Origin of the sequence: Streptomyces cinnamoneus, from assembly GCF_002939475.1 — a bacterium.
In the GTDB taxonomy this organism is placed as follows: Bacteria; Actinomycetota; Actinomycetes; order Streptomycetales; family Streptomycetaceae; genus Streptomyces; species Streptomyces cinnamoneus_A.
The window spans coordinates 4,793,511-4,809,908 of record NZ_PKFQ01000001.1 but is presented as its reverse complement, the minus strand read 5'-3'; the positions used below and the strand labels follow the sequence as shown (position 1 = coordinate 4,809,908).

Annotated in this window: 13 protein-coding genes and 1 tRNA gene; 3 read left to right on the top strand and 11 right to left on the bottom strand. The window is 71.6% G+C overall.

What is annotated here, in order from left to right:
* Window positions 1-30: 30 nt before the first annotated feature.
* From rpmE to CYQ11_RS21590, 9 genes are all read right to left on the bottom strand, one after another.
* On the bottom strand, window positions 31-255 hold the full coding sequence (rpmE, locus tag CYQ11_RS21630) for a 50S ribosomal protein L31 (protein WP_099201177.1): 225 nt from the start codon (window positions 253-255) through the stop codon (window positions 31-33).
* Window positions 256-419: 164 nt separating this feature from the next.
* Window positions 420-1,535: an LCP family protein gene (locus CYQ11_RS21625; RefSeq protein ID WP_099201178.1), complete on the bottom strand. Its 1,116-nt coding sequence runs from the start codon at window positions 1,533-1,535 to the stop codon at window positions 420-422.
* A 352-nt stretch (window positions 1,536-1,887) separates the two neighbouring features.
* Entirely contained in the window at window positions 1,888-3,930 is a 2,043-nt protein-coding gene (rho, locus tag CYQ11_RS21620; RefSeq protein ID WP_099201179.1) for a transcription termination factor Rho, read from the bottom strand.
* A 417-nt stretch (window positions 3,931-4,347) separates the two neighbouring features.
* Window positions 4,348-5,262, bottom strand: a complete 915-nt coding sequence (thrB, locus tag CYQ11_RS21615; RefSeq protein WP_099201180.1) for a homoserine kinase — start codon at window positions 5,260-5,262, stop codon at window positions 4,348-4,350.
* 309 nt (window positions 5,263-5,571) lie between these two features.
* On the bottom strand, window positions 5,572-6,660 hold the full coding sequence (thrC, locus tag CYQ11_RS21610) for a threonine synthase (protein WP_099201181.1): 1,089 nt from the start codon (window positions 6,658-6,660) through the stop codon (window positions 5,572-5,574).
* A 32-nt stretch (window positions 6,661-6,692) separates the two neighbouring features.
* Window positions 6,693-7,985, bottom strand: coding sequence for a homoserine dehydrogenase (locus CYQ11_RS21605; protein WP_099201182.1), 1,293 nt, complete (start codon window positions 7,983-7,985; stop codon window positions 6,693-6,695).
* 174 nt (window positions 7,986-8,159) lie between these two features.
* Window positions 8,160-9,554 (bottom strand): diaminopimelate decarboxylase, encoded by a 1,395-nt coding sequence (gene lysA / locus CYQ11_RS21600; protein ID WP_099201183.1) that lies wholly within the window; start codon window positions 9,552-9,554, stop codon window positions 8,160-8,162.
* A 21-nt stretch (window positions 9,555-9,575) separates the two neighbouring features.
* On the bottom strand, window positions 9,576-10,397 hold the full coding sequence (gene nrtL / locus CYQ11_RS21595; RefSeq protein ID WP_099201184.1) for an ArgS-related anticodon-binding protein NrtL: 822 nt from the start codon (window positions 10,395-10,397) through the stop codon (window positions 9,576-9,578).
* A 93-nt stretch (window positions 10,398-10,490) separates the two neighbouring features.
* Window positions 10,491-10,934: a response regulator gene (locus tag CYQ11_RS21590; RefSeq protein WP_099201185.1), complete on the bottom strand. Its 444-nt coding sequence runs from the start codon at window positions 10,932-10,934 to the stop codon at window positions 10,491-10,493.
* Window positions 10,935-11,117: 183 nt separating this feature from the next.
* Between CYQ11_RS21590 and CYQ11_RS21585 the strand changes: the two genes are divergently transcribed.
* A tRNA-Arg gene (locus tag CYQ11_RS21585) sits at window positions 11,118-11,189 on the top strand.
* Between the two features lie 1,180 nt (window positions 11,190-12,369).
* Here CYQ11_RS21585 and CYQ11_RS21580 read toward each other — a convergent pair.
* The gene (locus tag CYQ11_RS21580; protein ID WP_099201186.1) at window positions 12,370-13,185 is read right to left on the bottom strand and encodes a polysaccharide deacetylase family protein; all 816 of its coding nucleotides are present in this window, start codon (window positions 13,183-13,185) and stop codon (window positions 12,370-12,372) included.
* A gap of 129 nt (window positions 13,186-13,314) precedes the next feature.
* Window positions 13,315-14,412, bottom strand: coding sequence for a ferritin-like domain-containing protein (locus CYQ11_RS21575; protein ID WP_099201187.1), 1,098 nt, complete (start codon window positions 14,410-14,412; stop codon window positions 13,315-13,317).
* Between the two features lie 177 nt (window positions 14,413-14,589).
* Here CYQ11_RS21575 and CYQ11_RS21570 point away from each other — a divergent pair, with 177 nt between their 5' ends.
* Window positions 14,590-15,549, top strand: a complete 960-nt coding sequence (locus CYQ11_RS21570) for an AurF N-oxygenase family protein (protein ID WP_099201188.1) — start codon at window positions 14,590-14,592, stop codon at window positions 15,547-15,549.
* 85 nt (window positions 15,550-15,634) lie between these two features.
* Entirely contained in the window at window positions 15,635-16,357 is a 723-nt protein-coding gene (locus CYQ11_RS21565) for a TetR/AcrR family transcriptional regulator (RefSeq protein ID WP_099201189.1), read from the top strand.
* Window positions 16,358-16,398 lie beyond the last annotated feature (41 nt).

Genomic DNA, 16,398 nt, shown 5'->3' with positions numbered 1-16,398 from the left:
AGGGCGACGGGAACCGGCGCCTGCGGGTCGCTACTTCTTGGCCGACCCGGCGTTCTTGCCGAAGCGGGCCTCGAACCGCGCCACACGGCCACCGGTGTCGAGGATCTTCTGCTTGCCCGTGTAGAACGGGTGGCAGGCGGAGCAGACCTCGGCGCGGATGACGCCGCCGTCGATCGTGCTACGGGTGGTGAAGGAGGCGCCACAGGTGCAGCTGACCTGGGTCTCCACGTACTCCGGGTGGATGTCGCGCTTCAAGGGTTCTCCTAGGTTCGGGAGGGCACCGGGTCGTAGAGGCGGGATTGCCTTACGTGAACCGGGGCCGACGTACCAGTCTGCCAGTACTGGCCGTATCCCCCAAAACGGGGGTGGCGGGCCCGGTATTCCCGGGCCCGGCGGGAGGGGCGGGGCGCCCGCCCCCGCTACTGGACCACGCCGTCGGCCTGCGTCTTGGCGCCGTCGCCCTCCTTGAGCGCGGCCTCCGGGACCGGCTTGTCCTCGCGGAACGCCTGCCAGATCTGCTCGGCGGCGGCCGTGAGCGGGACGACGCGGTCGGAGTCCCGGGGGTCGGGGCCGACCGGGAGGGTCACCATGTGCATGTCCTCGGAGCCGATGCCCTTGAGGCTGTTCGCGAAGCCGTAGAGCTTGTCCACGGAGGCGAGGTCCTTGTCGGTCGTCAGCGCCTTGGTGGCGGTGTCGGCGATCCCGTAGAGCTTGGTGGGGCTGGTGAAGAGCCCGATGGACTTGACCTGGTCGAGCAGCGCCTTGATGAACGCCTGCTGGAGCTTGATCCGGCCGAGGTCGCTGCCGTCGCCGACGCCGTGGCGGGTGCGGACGAGGCCGAGGGACTGCTCGCCGTCGAGGCGGTGGGTGCCGGCGTCGAGCTTGAGGTGGCTCCACTTGTCGTTGATCGGCTTGGTGGTGGTGACCTCCACGCCGCCCAGCTTGTCGATCAGTCTCTGGAAGCCGGCGAAGTCGACCTCCAGGTAGTGGTCCATCCTGATGTTGGTCATCGCCTCGACGGTCTTGACCGCGCAGACCGCGCCGCCGAGGGAGTACGCCTCGTTGAACTGCTCGCGCTTGACCGCGGGGCTGGTCTTGCCGCTGGGCGTGGTGCAGGCGGGGCGCGAGATGATCGTGTCGCGGGGGATGGAGACCACGCTGGCCTCCTTGTGACCCGCGTAGACGTGGACGATCATCGCGGTGTCCGAGCGGGAGCTGCCCTCGTCCCTGCCGTACTTGTCGTTGTCGCCGGCCCGGGAGTCCGAGCCGAGGACGAGGATGTCCATCGAGCCGTTGTCGACGTTGTCCGGCCGGTTCTTGCCCAGGGCCGCGTTGATGTCGACGCTGCTGAGGTTTCCGTTGAGCTTGAAGTAGAGGAACCCGGCGCCCGTGCCGCCGAGGAGCACCAGGGCGCCGGCGCTCCAGGCGGCTATTCGGCGGCCCGTGCGGCGGACCGGGGGCTTGCGACGGCGACCGTGTTTCCCGCGGGCACGGCGGCGCGGCGCCGCCCCCGGGCTCCTGCTGTCGTCGGTCATGCGCTCCTCAGTCCTTCGCTGTGTCTCCGGAGCGCCCTTCGCGTCTCCGGGGATCCTGTGCTGGTTGACGGGCAAGTCTGCGCCAGGGTTGCACAGCGGGTTCTGAGGACCGTCTTAGAAATTCTCGGCCGGATGCCGTAGTCACGTCTGCGCTCCCCCTGCCGCCACCTGCGGTTTCGGCCCATTCGAGGGAGTTGGTTCCGGCCGCCGGGCCGGGGTGGGGCTGTGGCGCATGTCTCAAAATGTCACAGGAAGATCACGATCTGCCGGGCGCCCCGGCGCGGACACGACGAAGGCCCCCTCGTCCGCGGGGGACGGGGAGGCCTTCGTACGGGATCGCTCGTGACGCGGATCAGTCGTTGCCGTTGCCCGGGGAGGGCGTGGTCTTGGCGATCTGCATCAGGAACTCGGCGTTGGACTTCGTCTGCTTCATCTTGTCGAGGAGCAGCTCGATCGCCTGCTGCGAGTCCAGCGCGTGCAGCACCCGGCGGAGCTTCCAGACGATGGCCAGCTCTTCGCTGCCCAGGAGGATCTCCTCCTTGCGGGTGCCGGACGGGTCGACGTCCACGGCCGGGAAGATGCGCTTGTCGGCGAGCTTCCGGTCGAGCTTGAGCTCCATGTTGCCGGTGCCCTTGAACTCCTCGAAGATCACCTCGTCCATGCGCGAGCCGGTCTCGACCAGCGCGGTGGCCAGGATGGTCAGCGAGCCGCCGTCCTCGATGTTGCGCGCCGCGCCGAAGAACTTCTTCGGCGGGTAGAGCGCGGTCGAGTCGACACCACCGGACAGGATGCGGCCCGAGGCGGGGGCGGCCAGGTTGTAGGCACGGCCCAGACGGGTGATCGAGTCCAGCAGGACCACCACGTCGTGGCCCAGCTCCACCAGGCGCTTGGCGCGCTCGATGGCCAGCTCGGCGACCGTGGTGTGGTCCTCGGCCGGGCGGTCGAAGGTCGAGGAGATGACCTCGCCCTTGACCGACCGCTGCATGTCGGTGACCTCTTCCGGACGCTCGTCGACCAGGACGACCATCAGGTGGCACTCGGGGTTGTTCGTGGTGATCGCGTTGGCGATCGCCTGCATGATCATGGTCTTGCCGGTCTTCGGCGGGGCCACGATCAGACCGCGCTGGCCCTTGCCGATGGGGGCGACCAGGTCGATGATGCGGGTCGTCAGCACGCCCGGGTCCGTCTCCAACCGCAGGCGGTCCTGCGGGTAGAGCGGGGTGAGCTTGCCGAACTCCGGGCGGCCGCGGCCGGTTTCGGGCGCCATGCCGTTCACCGAGTCGAGGCGCACGAGGGCGTTGAACTTCTCGCGCCGCTCGCCGTCCTTCGGCTGCCGGACCGCACCGGTGACGTGGTCACCCTTGCGCAGGCCGTTCTTGCGGACCTGGGCCAGGGAGACGTAGACGTCGTTCGGGCCCGGCAGGTAGCCGGAGGTCCGGATGAAGGCGTAGTTGTCGAGGATGTCCAGGATGCCCGCGACGGGGATCAGGACGTCGTCGTCGGAGACCTGCGGCTCGCCCGCGAAGTCCTCGCGGCCACGACGGCCACGACGGTCGCGGTAGCGGCCGCGGCGGCCGCGGCGGCCCCCCTCGAAGTCGTCGTCGTCCTGCGGGCCGCCGCCCTGGGGGCCTCGGTCGCCGCGCTGCTGGCGGTCGCCCTTCTGCCCGGCGTCGCCGTCCCGGCCGCCCCGGCGGTCGCGGTCACGGTCGCGGTCGCGGTCGCGCTGACCGCGCTCGCCACGCTCGCCGCGCTCACGGCGCTCCCCCTTCTGGCCGCGCTCGCCGCGGTCCTGGCGCTCGCCGCCCTTGGCGGCCTTGCCCTCGGCGGTGTCCACGGCGGCCTCGGCCTTGGCCTCGGCACGCTCCTCGGTGCGCACCTCGGTCTTGGTCTCGGCACGCGCCGGCTCGGCGGCGGGCGCCTCGGGGCTGCCGGCGGGCGCGGTGGCGCGGCGCCGGCGGCGCTCGCCGGCCGGGGCCTCGTCGCTGCCCGGCTGGCCCGGGATCTCGATCTGCTGCTGCCCGGCCTTGTCGGCGGCCTTCTCGGCGGCGGCGTCACCCGTGCGGGTCCTGGAGGTGGCACGGCGCTTCGGCTTGGTCTCGGCGGCCGCGGGGGCCGCCTCGGCCTTGGCGGGCGCGGCGCTGCCGCCGGCCTGCCTCTCCTTGATGACCTCGATCAGCTGGCCTTTACGCATCCGCGCGGTGCCCTTGATGCCGAGGCTGGAGGCGAGCTGCTGGAGCTCGGCCAGGACCATGGCGTCGAGGCCCGTGCCCGAGCGTCGCCGCTTGGGGGCGGTGGCAGCACCGGTGGCAGGCGCGGCGGGAGCGTCCGTGGCGGGCGCGGAGGCATTGCCGGCGGCGCCGGCGTTCACGCCCATCAGATCGGTGGTGTCGCTCACGAAGGGGTCCTTCCCTGGAGCGGGCGTCGGCCTGTCTGGCTCGGCGACCGGTTGTGCTGTCCGGCTGCGGTCCTGATGTGCGGACCGGGCCGGGGCGGTGGTCCGCCGGTGTTACGGCGGAAGAATCAGTGCATTGGTGCCGGCGTGAAGAATGAGGGAAGGGCACGACATAACGCTTCACTCATGTCGCCCACGCCGATTCCGGAGCGTGCTCGCATCTGCTCAGGCAGGCTGCTCAGGCAGTTGGGGAGGCTCCCGGAAGAAAAGCGGCCCCTGATCGGGACACACAGCACCGAGCCGATGTGGCTTCGAGTGCAGACTTGAGGTTAACACTACCGGATCCCACAAACATTCCCCCTCTCCAGATACGGCAACCGCGTTTTTCGTGGCGCCGGGAATTCCCCCCGCCGCCACGGGTCAGGCGAGCGGCAGCACGCTCGTCCCCCCGGCGTCGAGGGCCAGCCGGTTGGCCGCCCATCCCTCGCCCGCCAGCCGTGCGACCTTGTCGGCCGCACCGTCCTCGACCAGCGCGAGCACCGTGGGGCCCGCGCCGGAGATGACCGCGGGCACCCCGTCCGCCCGCAGTCGGTTGACCAGGGCCACGCTCTCCGGCATGGCCGGGGAGCGGTAGTCCTGGTGGAGCCGGTCCTCGGTGGCCGGCAGCAGCAGCTCGGGGCGCCTGGTCAGGGCCTCCACGAGCAGCGCCGCGCGCCCGGCGTTGGCGGCGGCGTCCACATGGGGGACGCTGCGCGGCAGCAGCCCGCGCGCGGTCTCGGTCAGTACGGCCTTCGACGGCACGAAGACCACCGGAACGATGGAATCCGCAGGGTCCATCCGAATGGCCCGGGCGACGCCCGCCTCCATCCAGGCGAGCGTGAAGCCGCCGAGCAGGCAGGCGGCGACGTTGTCGGGATGACCCTCGATCTCGGTCGCCAGCTCCAGCATGGCCGCCTCGTCGAGCTTCTCGGCCCCGCCTATGGTCACCGCGCGGGCGGCGACGATGCCCGCGCAGATGGCCGCGGAGGACGAGCCGAGGCCCCGGCCGTGCGGAATGCGGTTGGCGCACACGATCTCCAGGCCGCGCGGCTGGCCGCCGAGCAGGTCGAAGGTGGTGCGCAGCGACCGTACGAGCAGATGGCTCTCGTCGCGCGGGAGGGTTTCGGCACCCTCGCCGGCGATGTCGATGTGCAGCCCGGATTCCGCCACCCGGAGCACGACGTCGTCGTAGAGCCCCAGGGACAGGCCGAGGGCGTCGAAGCCGGGACCGAGGTTTGCGCTGGTGGCGGGGGTGCGCACTCGGACGGCGGCGGCGCGGAACGCGGGACCGGCCATCGCTCGATGACTCTCCTTGGTGTGGCCGTGGGTGGTGGCGTGTGACATCCGCAAGGGCCGCGACGGCGATGCCGTGTGGGAGCGGCACGGTCTGCGACGGGGCGGTGTGATGCACAGCCTATCGAAGGAAGGTTCTGTGGCGACATAGGGCGCACGGGAGGCGCACGATGCGTGTCGCGGCCACACCGCGGTCTTTTGTCGACTTGGGTCCTCTTTGCCCTCAAACGCCGGGGGGTTCACCCCGGACGCCGGGCGGGCGGTGTGGCCCGCCCGGCGTCTTTGAGGACCGGGCCGCCGGGGCCCGGAGGGTCAGACGAGGCCGAGCCGCTCGGCGGCCGTACCGGCGTCCACGGGAACGGTGATGGGCTGCGGGGCGCCCGCCACCGCCCAGTCCGGGTCCTTCAGGCCGTTGCCCGTGACCGTGCAGACGATGCGCTGCCCCGGGTCGACGAGCCCCAGCTCCGCGGCCTTCAGCAGGCCCGCGACGCTCGCGGCCGAGGCCGGCTCGACGAAGACGCCCTCCTGGGAGGCCAACAGGCGGTAGGCGGCCAGGATCTGTCGGTCGGTCACCTCGTCGATGAGGCCGCCCGACTCGTCCCGCGCCTGCTCGGCGAACTGCCACGAGGCGGGGTTGCCGATGCGGATCGCGGTGGCGATGGTGTGCGGGTCCTTCACCGGCTCGCCGCGCACGATCGGCGCGGAACCGGAGGCCTGGAAGCCCCACATCCGGGGGGTGTGGGAGGCGATGCCGTCGGCGGCGTACTCGCGGTAGCCCCGCCAATAGGCGGTGATGTTGCCCGCGTTGCCCACCGGGAGGACGTGGATGTCCGGGGCGTCGCCGAGCGCGTCCACGATCTCGAAGGCGGCCGTCTTCTGGCCCTCGATGCGGACCGGGTTGACCGAATTGACCAGGGCCACCGGGTAGTTCTCGGAGAGCCCGCGGGCGAGCGTGAGGCAGTCGTCGAAGTTGCCGTCGACCTGGAGGATGCGGGCGCCGTGGACCAGCGCCTGCCCCATCTTGCCGAGGGCGATCTTGCCCTGCGGGACGAGCACCGCGCAGACCATGCCGGCCCGCACGGCGTAGGCCGCGGCGGAGGCGGAAGTGTTGCCCGTGGAGGCGCAGATGACCGCCTGCGCGCCCTCTTCCTTCGCCCGGGTGATGGCCATGGTCATGCCGCGGTCCTTGAAGGACCCCGTCGGGTTGGCGCCCTCCACCTTGAGGTGGACCTCGCAGCCCGTGCGCTCGGAGAGCACCTGCGCCGGGACGAGCGGGGTGCCGCCCTCGCGCAGGGTGACGACCGGCGTGGTGTCGGTCACCGGCAGGCGGTCGCGGTACTCCTCGATGATGCCGCGCCACTGGTGAGTGCCGGGAATCTGACGGCCGTTGTTGGCAGACATTGCTTTCGTAATCTCCTCGATCGCCTTCTCGACTACTCGCCCTCGACCCGCATGATGCTGGCGACACCGCGGACGGTGTCCAGCTTGCGCAGCGCGTCGACCGTCGCCGAGAGCGCGGCGTCGGCGGCCCGGTGGGTGACGACGACCAGGGACGCCTCGCCGGCCTTGCCCTGCTGGCGGACCGTGTCGATGGACACCGCGTGCTCGGCGAAGACCGTGGCGACCTGGGCCAGGACACCCGGCTTGTCGGCCACGTCGAGACTGATGTGGTAGCGCGTCACCACGGTGTCCATGGGGCTCACGGGCAGCCGCGTGTAGGCGGATTCGCCGGGGCCCGTGGCCTCGGCGAGCTTGTTGCGGCAGACGGCGACCAGGTCGCCCAGGACGGCGGAGGCGGTCGGCGAGCCGCCCGCGCCCGGTCCGTAGAACATCAGCTGGCCGGCGGCCTCGGCCTCGACGAAGACGGCGTTGTACGCCTCGCGCACGGAGGCCAGCGGGTGGCTGAGCGGGATCATCGCCGGGTGCACGCGGGCGGTGACCGACCGGCCGTCCCCAGCCCGCTCGCAGATGGCGAGCAGCTTGATGGTGCAGCCCATCTGCTTCGCGGATGCGAAGTCTGCGGCGGTGACCTCGGTCATCCCCTCGCGGTAGACGTCGTCCAGGCGCACCCGCGTGTGGAAGGCGATGCCGGCCAGGATCGCGGCCTTGGCGGCGGCGTCGAAGCCCTCGACGTCGGCGGTCGGGTCGGCCTCGGCGTAACCGAGGGCGGTGGCCTCGTCGAGCGCCTCGGAGTAGCCGGCGCCGCTCGAGTCCATCTTGTCGAGGATGAAGTTGGTCGTGCCGTTGACGATGCCGAGCACGCGGTTGACCTTGTCGCCGGCGAGGGACTCGCGCAGCGGCCGGACCAGCGGGATCGCGCCGGCGACGGCGGCCTCGTAGTAGAGGTCGGCGCCGTGCCGCTCGGCGGCGGCGTGCAGGGCGGCGCCGTCCTGGGCCAGCAGCGCCTTGTTCGCGGAGACCACGCTCGCGCCGTGCTCGAAGGCCGTGGTGATCAGGCCGCGCGCGGGCTCGATGCCGCCGATGACCTCGACGACCACGTCGATGTCGCCGCGTTTGACCAGGGCGGTGGCGTCGGTGGTGATCAGGTCGGCGGGCACTCCGGCCCGTACCCGGTCCGGGCGGCGGACCGCGATGCCGGCGAGCTCGACGGGCGCCCCGACGCGTTGCGCGAGGTCGTCCGTGTGCGTCGTCATGATGCGCGCCACCTCTGAGCCGACCACTCCACAGCCCAGCAGCGCCACCTTCAGCGGACGCGTACGCATCATCCGACCTCGTTTCCTCTACATCTTTGGTAGATACCAGTCTCACTCACTGGAAGGGGGATTCCTCCCCCCGTCCAGTATCCGAGACCTTTGTTTCTGTTTTTGTTGCTGTTTTCTGTCAGCTGCTCCGTCAGCCGTTCAGGCCGTCGGTGTCAGCCGTCGGGTGCCGGCTGCACCTCAGCCGACGTCGAGACGGAGAAGGTCCTCTTCCGTCTCCCGTCGGACGATCACTCGTGCTTCGCCGTCCTCCCGCACGGCGACCACCGGCGGGCGCAGCGCGTGGTTGTAGTTGCTCGCCATCGAGCGGCAGTACGCCCCGGTGGCCGGCACCGCGAGCAGGTCGCCGGGCGCCACGTCGGCGGGCAGGAAGGCGTTGCGCACCACGATGTCCCCGGACTCGCAGTGCTTGCCGACCACGCGCACCAGCACCGGCTCGGCGGTGGAGGTGCGGGACGCCAGGGCGACGGAGTACTCGGCGTCGTACAGCGCCGTGCGGATGTTGTCGGACATGCCGCCGTCGACGCTGACGTACGTGCGCAGGCCCGGGAGCTCCTTGACCGTGCCCACCTCGTAGAGCGTGAAGGCGGTCGGTCCGACGATCGCGCGCCCCGGCTCGACGGAGATGCGCGGCACGGTCAGCCCGGCCGCCGCGCACTCGCGGGTGACGATGTCGCGCAGGGCGGCCGCGATCTCGCGCGGCTCGCGCGGGTCGTCCTCGGGGGTGTAGGCGATCCCGAGGCCACCGCCGAGGTCGATCTCGGGCAGCTCGACGCCGTGCTCGTCGCGGACCTCGGCGAGCAGTTGCACGACACGGCGGGCGGAGACCTCGAAGCCGGCCATGTCGAAGATCTGCGAGCCGATGTGGGAGTGGATGCCGACGAGCTCCAGCCCGTCGAGCTTGAGCGCCCGCCGCACGGCCTCGGCGGCCTGCCCGCCGGCGAGGGCGAGGCCGAACTTCTGGTCCTCGTGGGCGGTCGCGATGAACTCGTGGGTGTGCGCCTCGACGCCGACGGTCACGCGGATCTGCACGCGCTGGCGCTTGCCGAGCCGCTCGGCGATGTGCGCGACGCGCACGATCTCCTGGAAGGAGTCGACGACGATCCGCCCCACGCCCTCCTCGACGGCGCGGGTGATCTCCTCCACGGACTTGTTGTTGCCGTGCAGGGCGATGCGCTCGGCGGGCATGCCGGCGCCGAGGGCGGTGGCCAGCTCGCCGCCGGAGCAGACGTCGAGGTTGAGCCCTTCCTCGGTGAGCCAGCGGACGACGGCGCGGGAGAGGAAGGCCTTGCCGGCGTAGAAGACGTCGGCGTCGGGCCCGAAGGCGTCCCGCCAGGCGCGGCACCGCGCCCGGAAGTCGCTCTCGTCGAGGAAGTAGGCGGGGGTGCCGAACTCGGCGGCGAGGTCGGTGGCGCCGCGACCGCCGACGGTGATGGCGCCGGCCTTGTTCCTGGTGACCGTGCGGGCCCAGACACGGGGGTCGAGGGCGTTGAGGTCGGCGGGCGGGGGCGCGTAGTGCCCCTCGGGCAGGACGTCGGCGTGGCGGGGCCCGGCGGGGTGGGCGGAGCGGCTCATGGCGCTGATCTCCTCGGATGCTCAGAGGCGTGCGGGTGCGGTGATGCCGAGCTGGGTCAGGCCGTCGGCCAGCACCGCGCCCGTGGCCTCGGCGAGGGCCAGCCGGGCGCGGTGGACGGCCAAGGGTTTCTCGGCACCGCGGGGCAGCGTGGGACACGCCGCCTGCCAGCGCAGGAACGCGTCGGCGACGCGCTCCAGGTGCCGTGCGAGCCGCTCGGGGGCGCGGGCGGCGGTGATGCGGGAGTGGTCGGCGAGGTGGGCGAGCAGCGGGTCGGCGCTGTCGTCGCCGAGGTCGCCGGGCTCGGGCGCGAAGCCCAGGCCGGCGGCGTTGCGCAGGAGCGCGCGGGTGCGGGAGTGGGCGTACCGGACGCGGAAGAGGGGGTTGGTCTCGCGCTGGACGAGGAGGAGGTCGCGGTCGAGACCGGGGGGGCTGACGAGGCTCCAGCGGGCGGCGTCGGAGCCGAGCCGCGCGAGGAGTTCGGGGCCGGGCCGCAGGTCGAGGGGCTCGCTGCCGTCGGCGGTCCCGGCGAGCGCCTCCCGCACGATCTGCGCGCCGGAGGCCGCGTCCAGGGTGATGTTGAGGAAGCCGGGTTCGGCGATGTCGACGCGCGCGATGCCGGGCTGGCCGGCGAGCCGCCGTCGCAGCACCTCGGCGATCTCCCGGGCGGGCCGCCCGGTGTCGCGGGCGATGCGGAGGGCGACGTTGGTGGCGTAGTCCCCGCACCCCGGCCGGGGCGGAACCCGCACGGTGACCCGCGTGGGGACGACGGCGCACAGCTCGTCGGCCTCGATGGCGCAGCGCACGGTGTGCAACACGGTGCGGGTGAGATCGGCGGGGGTCACAGCCCAAGCCTAGGGGAGAGGGGGGCGGGGTCGGCGAACCGGTTTCGCGTTGTGGGACGGGGTGCGGAGGTGCCTCCCCGGCCGCCCGGTGGCTCACCCGGCGGGATGCACGACCGTTTCGGCGTCCCCGGGGGCCTCGGCACGGGGCAGGCCGTCGACGTCCTCGCCACGGCCGTAGCGGACGAGCCGCCCGACGAGCCGGACCATCTCGGCGGGCTCGAAGGGCTTCGCGAGGAACGCGTCCACCCCGGCCGGCCGGCCGGTGTCCGCCTCCGGCTGGGTGCACGCGCTGATGATCGCGATGGGGATGTCCCGGGTCCGCGTGTCGGCGCGCAGCCGGGCGGCGGTGTTGAGCCCGTCGAGCCGGGGCATGACGACGTCCAGCGTCACGACGTCGGGGCGCACCCGGTGCACGATCTCCAGACACTCGGCACCGTCGGCCGCGGTCACGACCTCGAAGCCTTCGAGTTCGAGGTTGACCCTGATCAACTGCCGGATGACCTTGTTGTCGTCGACGACAAGGACCCGGCCGGGCAAGCCAGGCACACCCCGAGAGTAGGCGCGCCCCCCACCCTGCGTCCGGGTTTTCCCCACTTCCACCCCCCTGCGAGCGAGCTTTCCCGCCGCCCCTCCCGGTTTTCGATCACCGGGTGCCGGACAGCCCGCGGGAGCTGGTAGTGTTCTACCCGTCGCCGCGAGCGAGAGCGAGCCGGCCGACACGCCCCCGTAGCTCAGGGGATAGAGCAACGGCCTCCGGAGCCGTGTGCGCAGGTTCGAATCCTGCCGGGGGCACCCTAGGTGCCCAAAGACCCCGCCATCAGCGGTAACGCTGAGACGGGGTCTTCGCGTATGCCCGGGCGGGCACCGCGGTGGGCCTCCCGCGGTCGGTGTGCGGGCGGGCCGTGGAGGCAGCGGTCCGGGGGGCTTCGCGGGTCGGGCGGCACAGGGCGGTAGCGGGCCCGGCCAGGGTCCCCACAGCCCCGCGTCCTCGGACACCGACGCGAAGCGTGGCCGAAAGCCCCCGGCGGCCCCGTCGCCGGGTCAGACCCGGAAGCCGGTGACTCGTCGAAGGGCAAGGAGCGGCGTGCGGCGCCCATGGGCCTCCCGCGCCGGGAGGGACCTCGCCAACTCCGCGCAAACGAACGGCCCTTCAGTCTTTTCTCACGCCCCCGACCCACCCCCACGCACTTCGCCAGGCTTCGCCAGACTCCGCCACCCCATTCGCCAACCCCCGCACGCCTCCGACCTGCGGAAGCAAAAAAGAACCCGCGGATTCGCCACCCCCTCGCCACCCTGCGCCAATTGGGGACCCGATCCGCGCCACCCGTGTGACCTGCGGCGTAACCCTCGGCCATTCTCGGCCCACCGGCCCGTTGCTACAGTTGGGGAGACAGTCAGGCTCGCCCGCCAGCTGGTCGTACGCCAGGAACTGGCGGTGGCTCCGCGTGTCGTCAGCGGAGGTTCAGGCTCTCGCGCAGGACGCGAAAGGCCTGGCCCTGGAGCCACCCAGGGCCAGGCCTGTCATGCGCGGGGCGTTGTGTGGGCCCGGCCGAACATACGGCGGCCGGGCCCACCACGTGAGCGCCAACCCGTCGTCCGGGACCTCATCAGCCTTGCGCGTCAGCGCAGGAGCTGGTCAACCACACCCGCGATGGCAGTGACCGCGGTGAGGGCCGCCGCCGCCAGGTGGACCCAGTCACTGGACGGGCGCCGACGACGAACCCTTCGCCTGTTCTCCGGTCGTGCCATACAGCCCCAGCCTCCTCGCCTCGACAGGTCGGGGACAGCAACTCCCCGGCCCCCGCCAAGATGGGCGGGGGCGTCCGCGTGAGCCGAGGGACGACTGAAGCTGCCGGCAGCCTAGCGCCGGACAGGGTTCATACGCGCCCTGTATGCCGTTTCGGGCCCCCCGGGCCGGCACATCGGCTAGAGTGCGCCGACGCAACGGCGGGCCCGGGTGGTCCGGACCGGATCAGACCTTCGGGAAGTCGAAGCCGTAGCCCTCCTCCTTCAGCCAGGAAATACAGCGCGCCAGCGCCTCGACGCTCTGGCTGCGCTCTCCCCCGCCGTCGTGGAAGAGGATGATCGGGCCCTCCCGCACCTCTCGTTTCACCGTCGCGACGATGCGGTCGACTCCCGGTCGCTGCCAGTCGTGGGTGTCCACGTTCCAGCCGAGGGGACGCATTCCGTTGGCGGCGGAAAGACCCCGGGAGTAAGGGGTGAACGCACCGCCCGGGGCCCGGTAGTAGTGGACCGCCGCGGTGCCGCCGGCGGCTTCCTCGATCATTTTCTTGGCGTCGAGCACCTGCTGCCTCTGGTATTCCTCGGAGCGTTTGTCCATCGCGGTGTTGTGGTCCACCGAGTGGTCGCAGAGCCGGTGGCCGGCCGCCACGATCTGTTTGACGAGATCGGGGTGGGCCCTGGCGGACGGGCCGATCATGCAGAAGACGGCCTTGACGCCGTTCTGCTTGAGGACGGCCAGCGTCCGCGGGGTCCAGACCGGGTCCGGTCCGTCGTCGATCGTGAGGGCGACGTTCTTGCCGCCCCGCTCCGTCTCGTGCGCGAGCGACGCCGACACCGGGCCGGACGGGAGGGCGTCCGAGGGCACCGCAGAAGCACCCCCTCCGCCCTTGCCGTCCGGGGACGCCGACCCCTGTGCGCTCACGCCCCCCATGCCGTCGGTGTCCTGTGTGGCCACGGCCACCGTCCCGGATATCACTCCGGCGAGAGCCAGCAGCGACCCCGCCGCGATCACGATGTTCCGCCGTCGGGCCATCAATCGAGCCATGGACGTCCCACTCCCCCTCGTGCACCCGAGTGTGTCCTGCCCGCGTAGACGGCCATGTACTGCACGGAGTTCCACAATTCACCGTTGCGCACAGAACTGCGACAAAAATTCGCAGCTGCCTCACCGCTGTTATGCCTCCGATATCACCTCGGCGATCTCAGCCGTGCGCGCGGCTTCCTCCCGGGCGAATCGCTGCACGTCAAGCCGTTCCGCCAGCTCCTCGTCCTGGGCCATCAACCGGTCGAGATCGCAGGCGCCCAGGTCGAATACCCCCATGTCGACATAGGCCCTTTGAAGCCTTTCACCCCACAGGCCGATATCTTTCACACACGGCACGATGCGACTGAAAAGAAGCTTGCGGAACAGCCGGAGATATTCGGACTGTTCACTCAGGGCCGCGGCCTCGGCGGCCGGCACTCCGAAATCGACCAGCACCTCGTCACCGCGCAGCCGGTCGCGCATCAGATGGCAGCCCTCGATCACGAAGTCCTCCCGCTCGCGCAGTTCGGCGGCGGACAGCTGGCGGTAGTGGTCCCGCAGCGCCATGCGCCCGAAGGCGACGTGGCGGGCCTCGTCCTGCATCACGTAGGCGAGGATCTGCTTCGGCAGCGGCTTGCTCGTGTTGTCGCGCAGCATGCCGAAGGCCGCGAGCGCCAGCCCCTCGATCAGCACCTGCATCCCCAGGTAGGGCATGTCCCAACGGGAGTCGCGCAAGGTGCTGTCGAGCAGGGAGCGAAGACTGAGGTTGACCGGGTAGAGCATGCCGATCTTCTCGTGCAGGAAGCGGCTGTAGATCTCCACATGGCGGGCCTCGTCCATGGCCTGGGTGGCGGAGTAGAACTTCGCGTCCAGGTCGGGCACGGACTCCACGATGCGGCTCGCGCACACCAGGGCGCCCTGCTCCCCGTGCAGGAACTGGCTGAACTGCCAGGACGCGAAGTGCCGGCGCAGCTCCCGCTGCCCCAAGGCGCCCATGCGGTCCCAGTACGGGCTGCCGTGGCCCGGCAGGTTGGCGTCCGGCACACCGAGCGGATCGTAGGGGTCCACCTCCTCGTCCCAGTCGATGCGCTTGTCGGCGTCCCACTGCTTGTCCTTGCCCTTCCGGTAGAGGGCGAGGAGCCGTTCGCGGCCGTCGTCGTAGTCCCAGCCGAAGCGGGCGGCGCCGGTGGCGGGCACCTCCCACCCCCGGGACCCCGGGTCGTGCGCGTAGAGCTCGTGCGTCGTCATGAACGCCTCCGAACCTTGCTTCTGCCGTGCGCCCACAGGTCGTTGGCAGGCTCACACGGTGGTTACCGCCCGGTCAATGAGCGGTACGGGCATCGTCCCGAGGGGTTGACGGCTGTTACTGACAAGTTGTCTTATAAGGCCGTACCGGCGGTAACCGAACATGAGGTGGAATCGGCCATGACGACCGCGCCCGATCGGCACGCACATCCGCTCCACCGGCACCCCACGCACCCGCCGCACGACGCGCTCGGCCCGCTCAAGGACCGCGAACAGGTCGCCCTGCGGCTGCTCGAGTCCTCCGCGAAGCACTCCTACGACCCCGACACCGAACTCGACTGGGACGCGCCCCCCGAGGACGGCAAGTGGTACTGGCCCCCCGAGCTGGTCTCGCTCTACGACACCCCGCTGTGGCGGCGGATGCCCGAGGAGCAGCGCATGGACCTGGCCCGGCACGAGGCCGCCTCGCTCGCCTCCCTCGGCATATGGTTCGAGATCATCCTGATGCAGCTGCTGGTCCGGCACGTCTACGACAAGCCGGTCACCAGCGCCCACGTGCGGTACGCGCTCACCGAGATCGCCGACGAGTGCCGGCACTCGCAGATGTTCGCCCGCATGATCCACAAGGGTGGGGCGCCCGCCTATCCCGTCTCCCGGACGCACCACAACCTCGGCCGTTTCCTGAAGACGGTCTCCACCACGCCCGGCTCCTTCACCTGCACCCTGCTCGGCGAGGAGATCCTCGACTGGATGCAGCGGCTGACCTTCCCCGACGAGCGCGTCCAGCCGCTCGTCCGCGGCGTCACCCGCATCCACGTGGTCGAGGAGGCGCGCCACGTCCGCTACGCCCGGGAGGAGTTGCGCCGCCAGATGGTGTCCTGTCCGCGCTGGGAGGCGGAGCTCACGCGGATCAGCGCGGGTGAGGCCGCCCGCGTCTTCTCCCGCGCGTTCGTCAACCCGCAGGTCTACACGAACGTGGGCCTGGACCGCCGCGAGGCCCTCGCCCAGGTCAGAGCCAGCGCCCACCGGCGGGAGGTGATGCGGACGGGGGCCCGGCGGCTGACGGACTTCCTGGACGACCTCGGCCTGCTCCGAGGGGCCGGGCGCCGGTTGTGGAGAAGCTCGGGGCTGCTGGCCTGAGCCGGTCCCGGCGCCCGCCCGGTGCCCCGCCGGCCGACCGACCGCCCCAGCCCCGCCCGAGGCCGCGACCGTTACCCTGCCAGGCATGACCGGCAGCGGAACCGCCTCCTACCGCAGGCTCAGCGTCACCGAGCGGCGCGCCCAGCTCATCACCGCGGCGCTCGGGCTCTTCGCGCACCGCGCGCCCGAGGACATCTCCCTCGACGACGTCGCGGCCGCCGCGGAGGTGTCCCGGCCGCTCGTCTACCGCTACTTCCCCGGCGGCAAGGCCCAGTTGTACGAGGCCGCCCTGCGCAGCGCCGCCGACGACCTCGAACTCTGCTTCGCCGAGCCCCAGACCGGCCCGCTCACGGGCCGCCTCGCCGCCGCCCTCGACCGCTACCTCGCCTTCGTCGACGAGCACGACGCCGGTTTCAGCGCCCTGCTGCAGGGCGGCAGCGTCGCCGAGACCTCCCGCACGGGCGCCATCGTCGACGAGGTGCGCCGGGCCGCGGCCGCGCAGATCCTCAAGCACCTGTCCGTGCCGGCTCCCGGCGTGCGGCTGCGGATGATGGTCCGCACGTGGATAACGGCCGTCGAGGCGGCCTCCCTGATCTGGCTGGACGAGGAGAAACAGCCCCCGCGGCAGGAGCTGCGCGACTGGCTCGTCGACCACTTCGTGGCCCTGCTCACGGCCACGGCGGCGAGCGACCCGCAGACCGCCCGCGTGACGCGCTCGGCCCTGGCCATGGAGCCCGCGGACGGTCCGGTGGGCGATCTGGCCCGGCGCGTGGCCCCCGTCGTCGCGGAGGCGGCCCACCTGATGTGACCGGCGGCCGGGGCCGGGCGGCCGCCCGGCCCTCCGGGTGA

Coding starts and splice junctions, on each gene's coding strand:
- lysA (WP_099201183.1), bottom strand. CDS start 9,554: ATGAGCCGCTCCGCCCACCCCGCCGGGCCCCGCCACGCCGACGTCCTG.
- CYQ11_RS21570 (WP_099201188.1), top strand. CDS start 14,590: ATGACGACCGCGCCCGATCGGCACGCACATCCGCTCCACCGGCACCCC.
- CYQ11_RS21605 (WP_099201182.1), bottom strand. CDS start 7,985: ATGATGCGTACGCGTCCGCTGAAGGTGGCGCTGCTGGGCTGTGGAGTG.
- CYQ11_RS21565 (WP_099201189.1), top strand. CDS start 15,635: ATGACCGGCAGCGGAACCGCCTCCTACCGCAGGCTCAGCGTCACCGAG.
- thrB (WP_099201180.1), bottom strand. CDS start 5,262: ATGGCCGGTCCCGCGTTCCGCGCCGCCGCCGTCCGAGTGCGCACCCCC.
- CYQ11_RS21575 (WP_099201187.1), bottom strand. CDS start 14,412: ATGACGACGCACGAGCTCTACGCGCACGACCCGGGGTCCCGGGGGTGG.
- CYQ11_RS21580 (WP_099201186.1), bottom strand. CDS start 13,185: ATGGCTCGATTGATGGCCCGACGGCGGAACATCGTGATCGCGGCGGGG.
- CYQ11_RS21625 (WP_099201178.1), bottom strand. CDS start 1,535: ATGACCGACGACAGCAGGAGCCCGGGGGCGGCGCCGCGCCGCCGTGCC.
- thrC (WP_099201181.1), bottom strand. CDS start 6,660: ATGTCTGCCAACAACGGCCGTCAGATTCCCGGCACTCACCAGTGGCGC.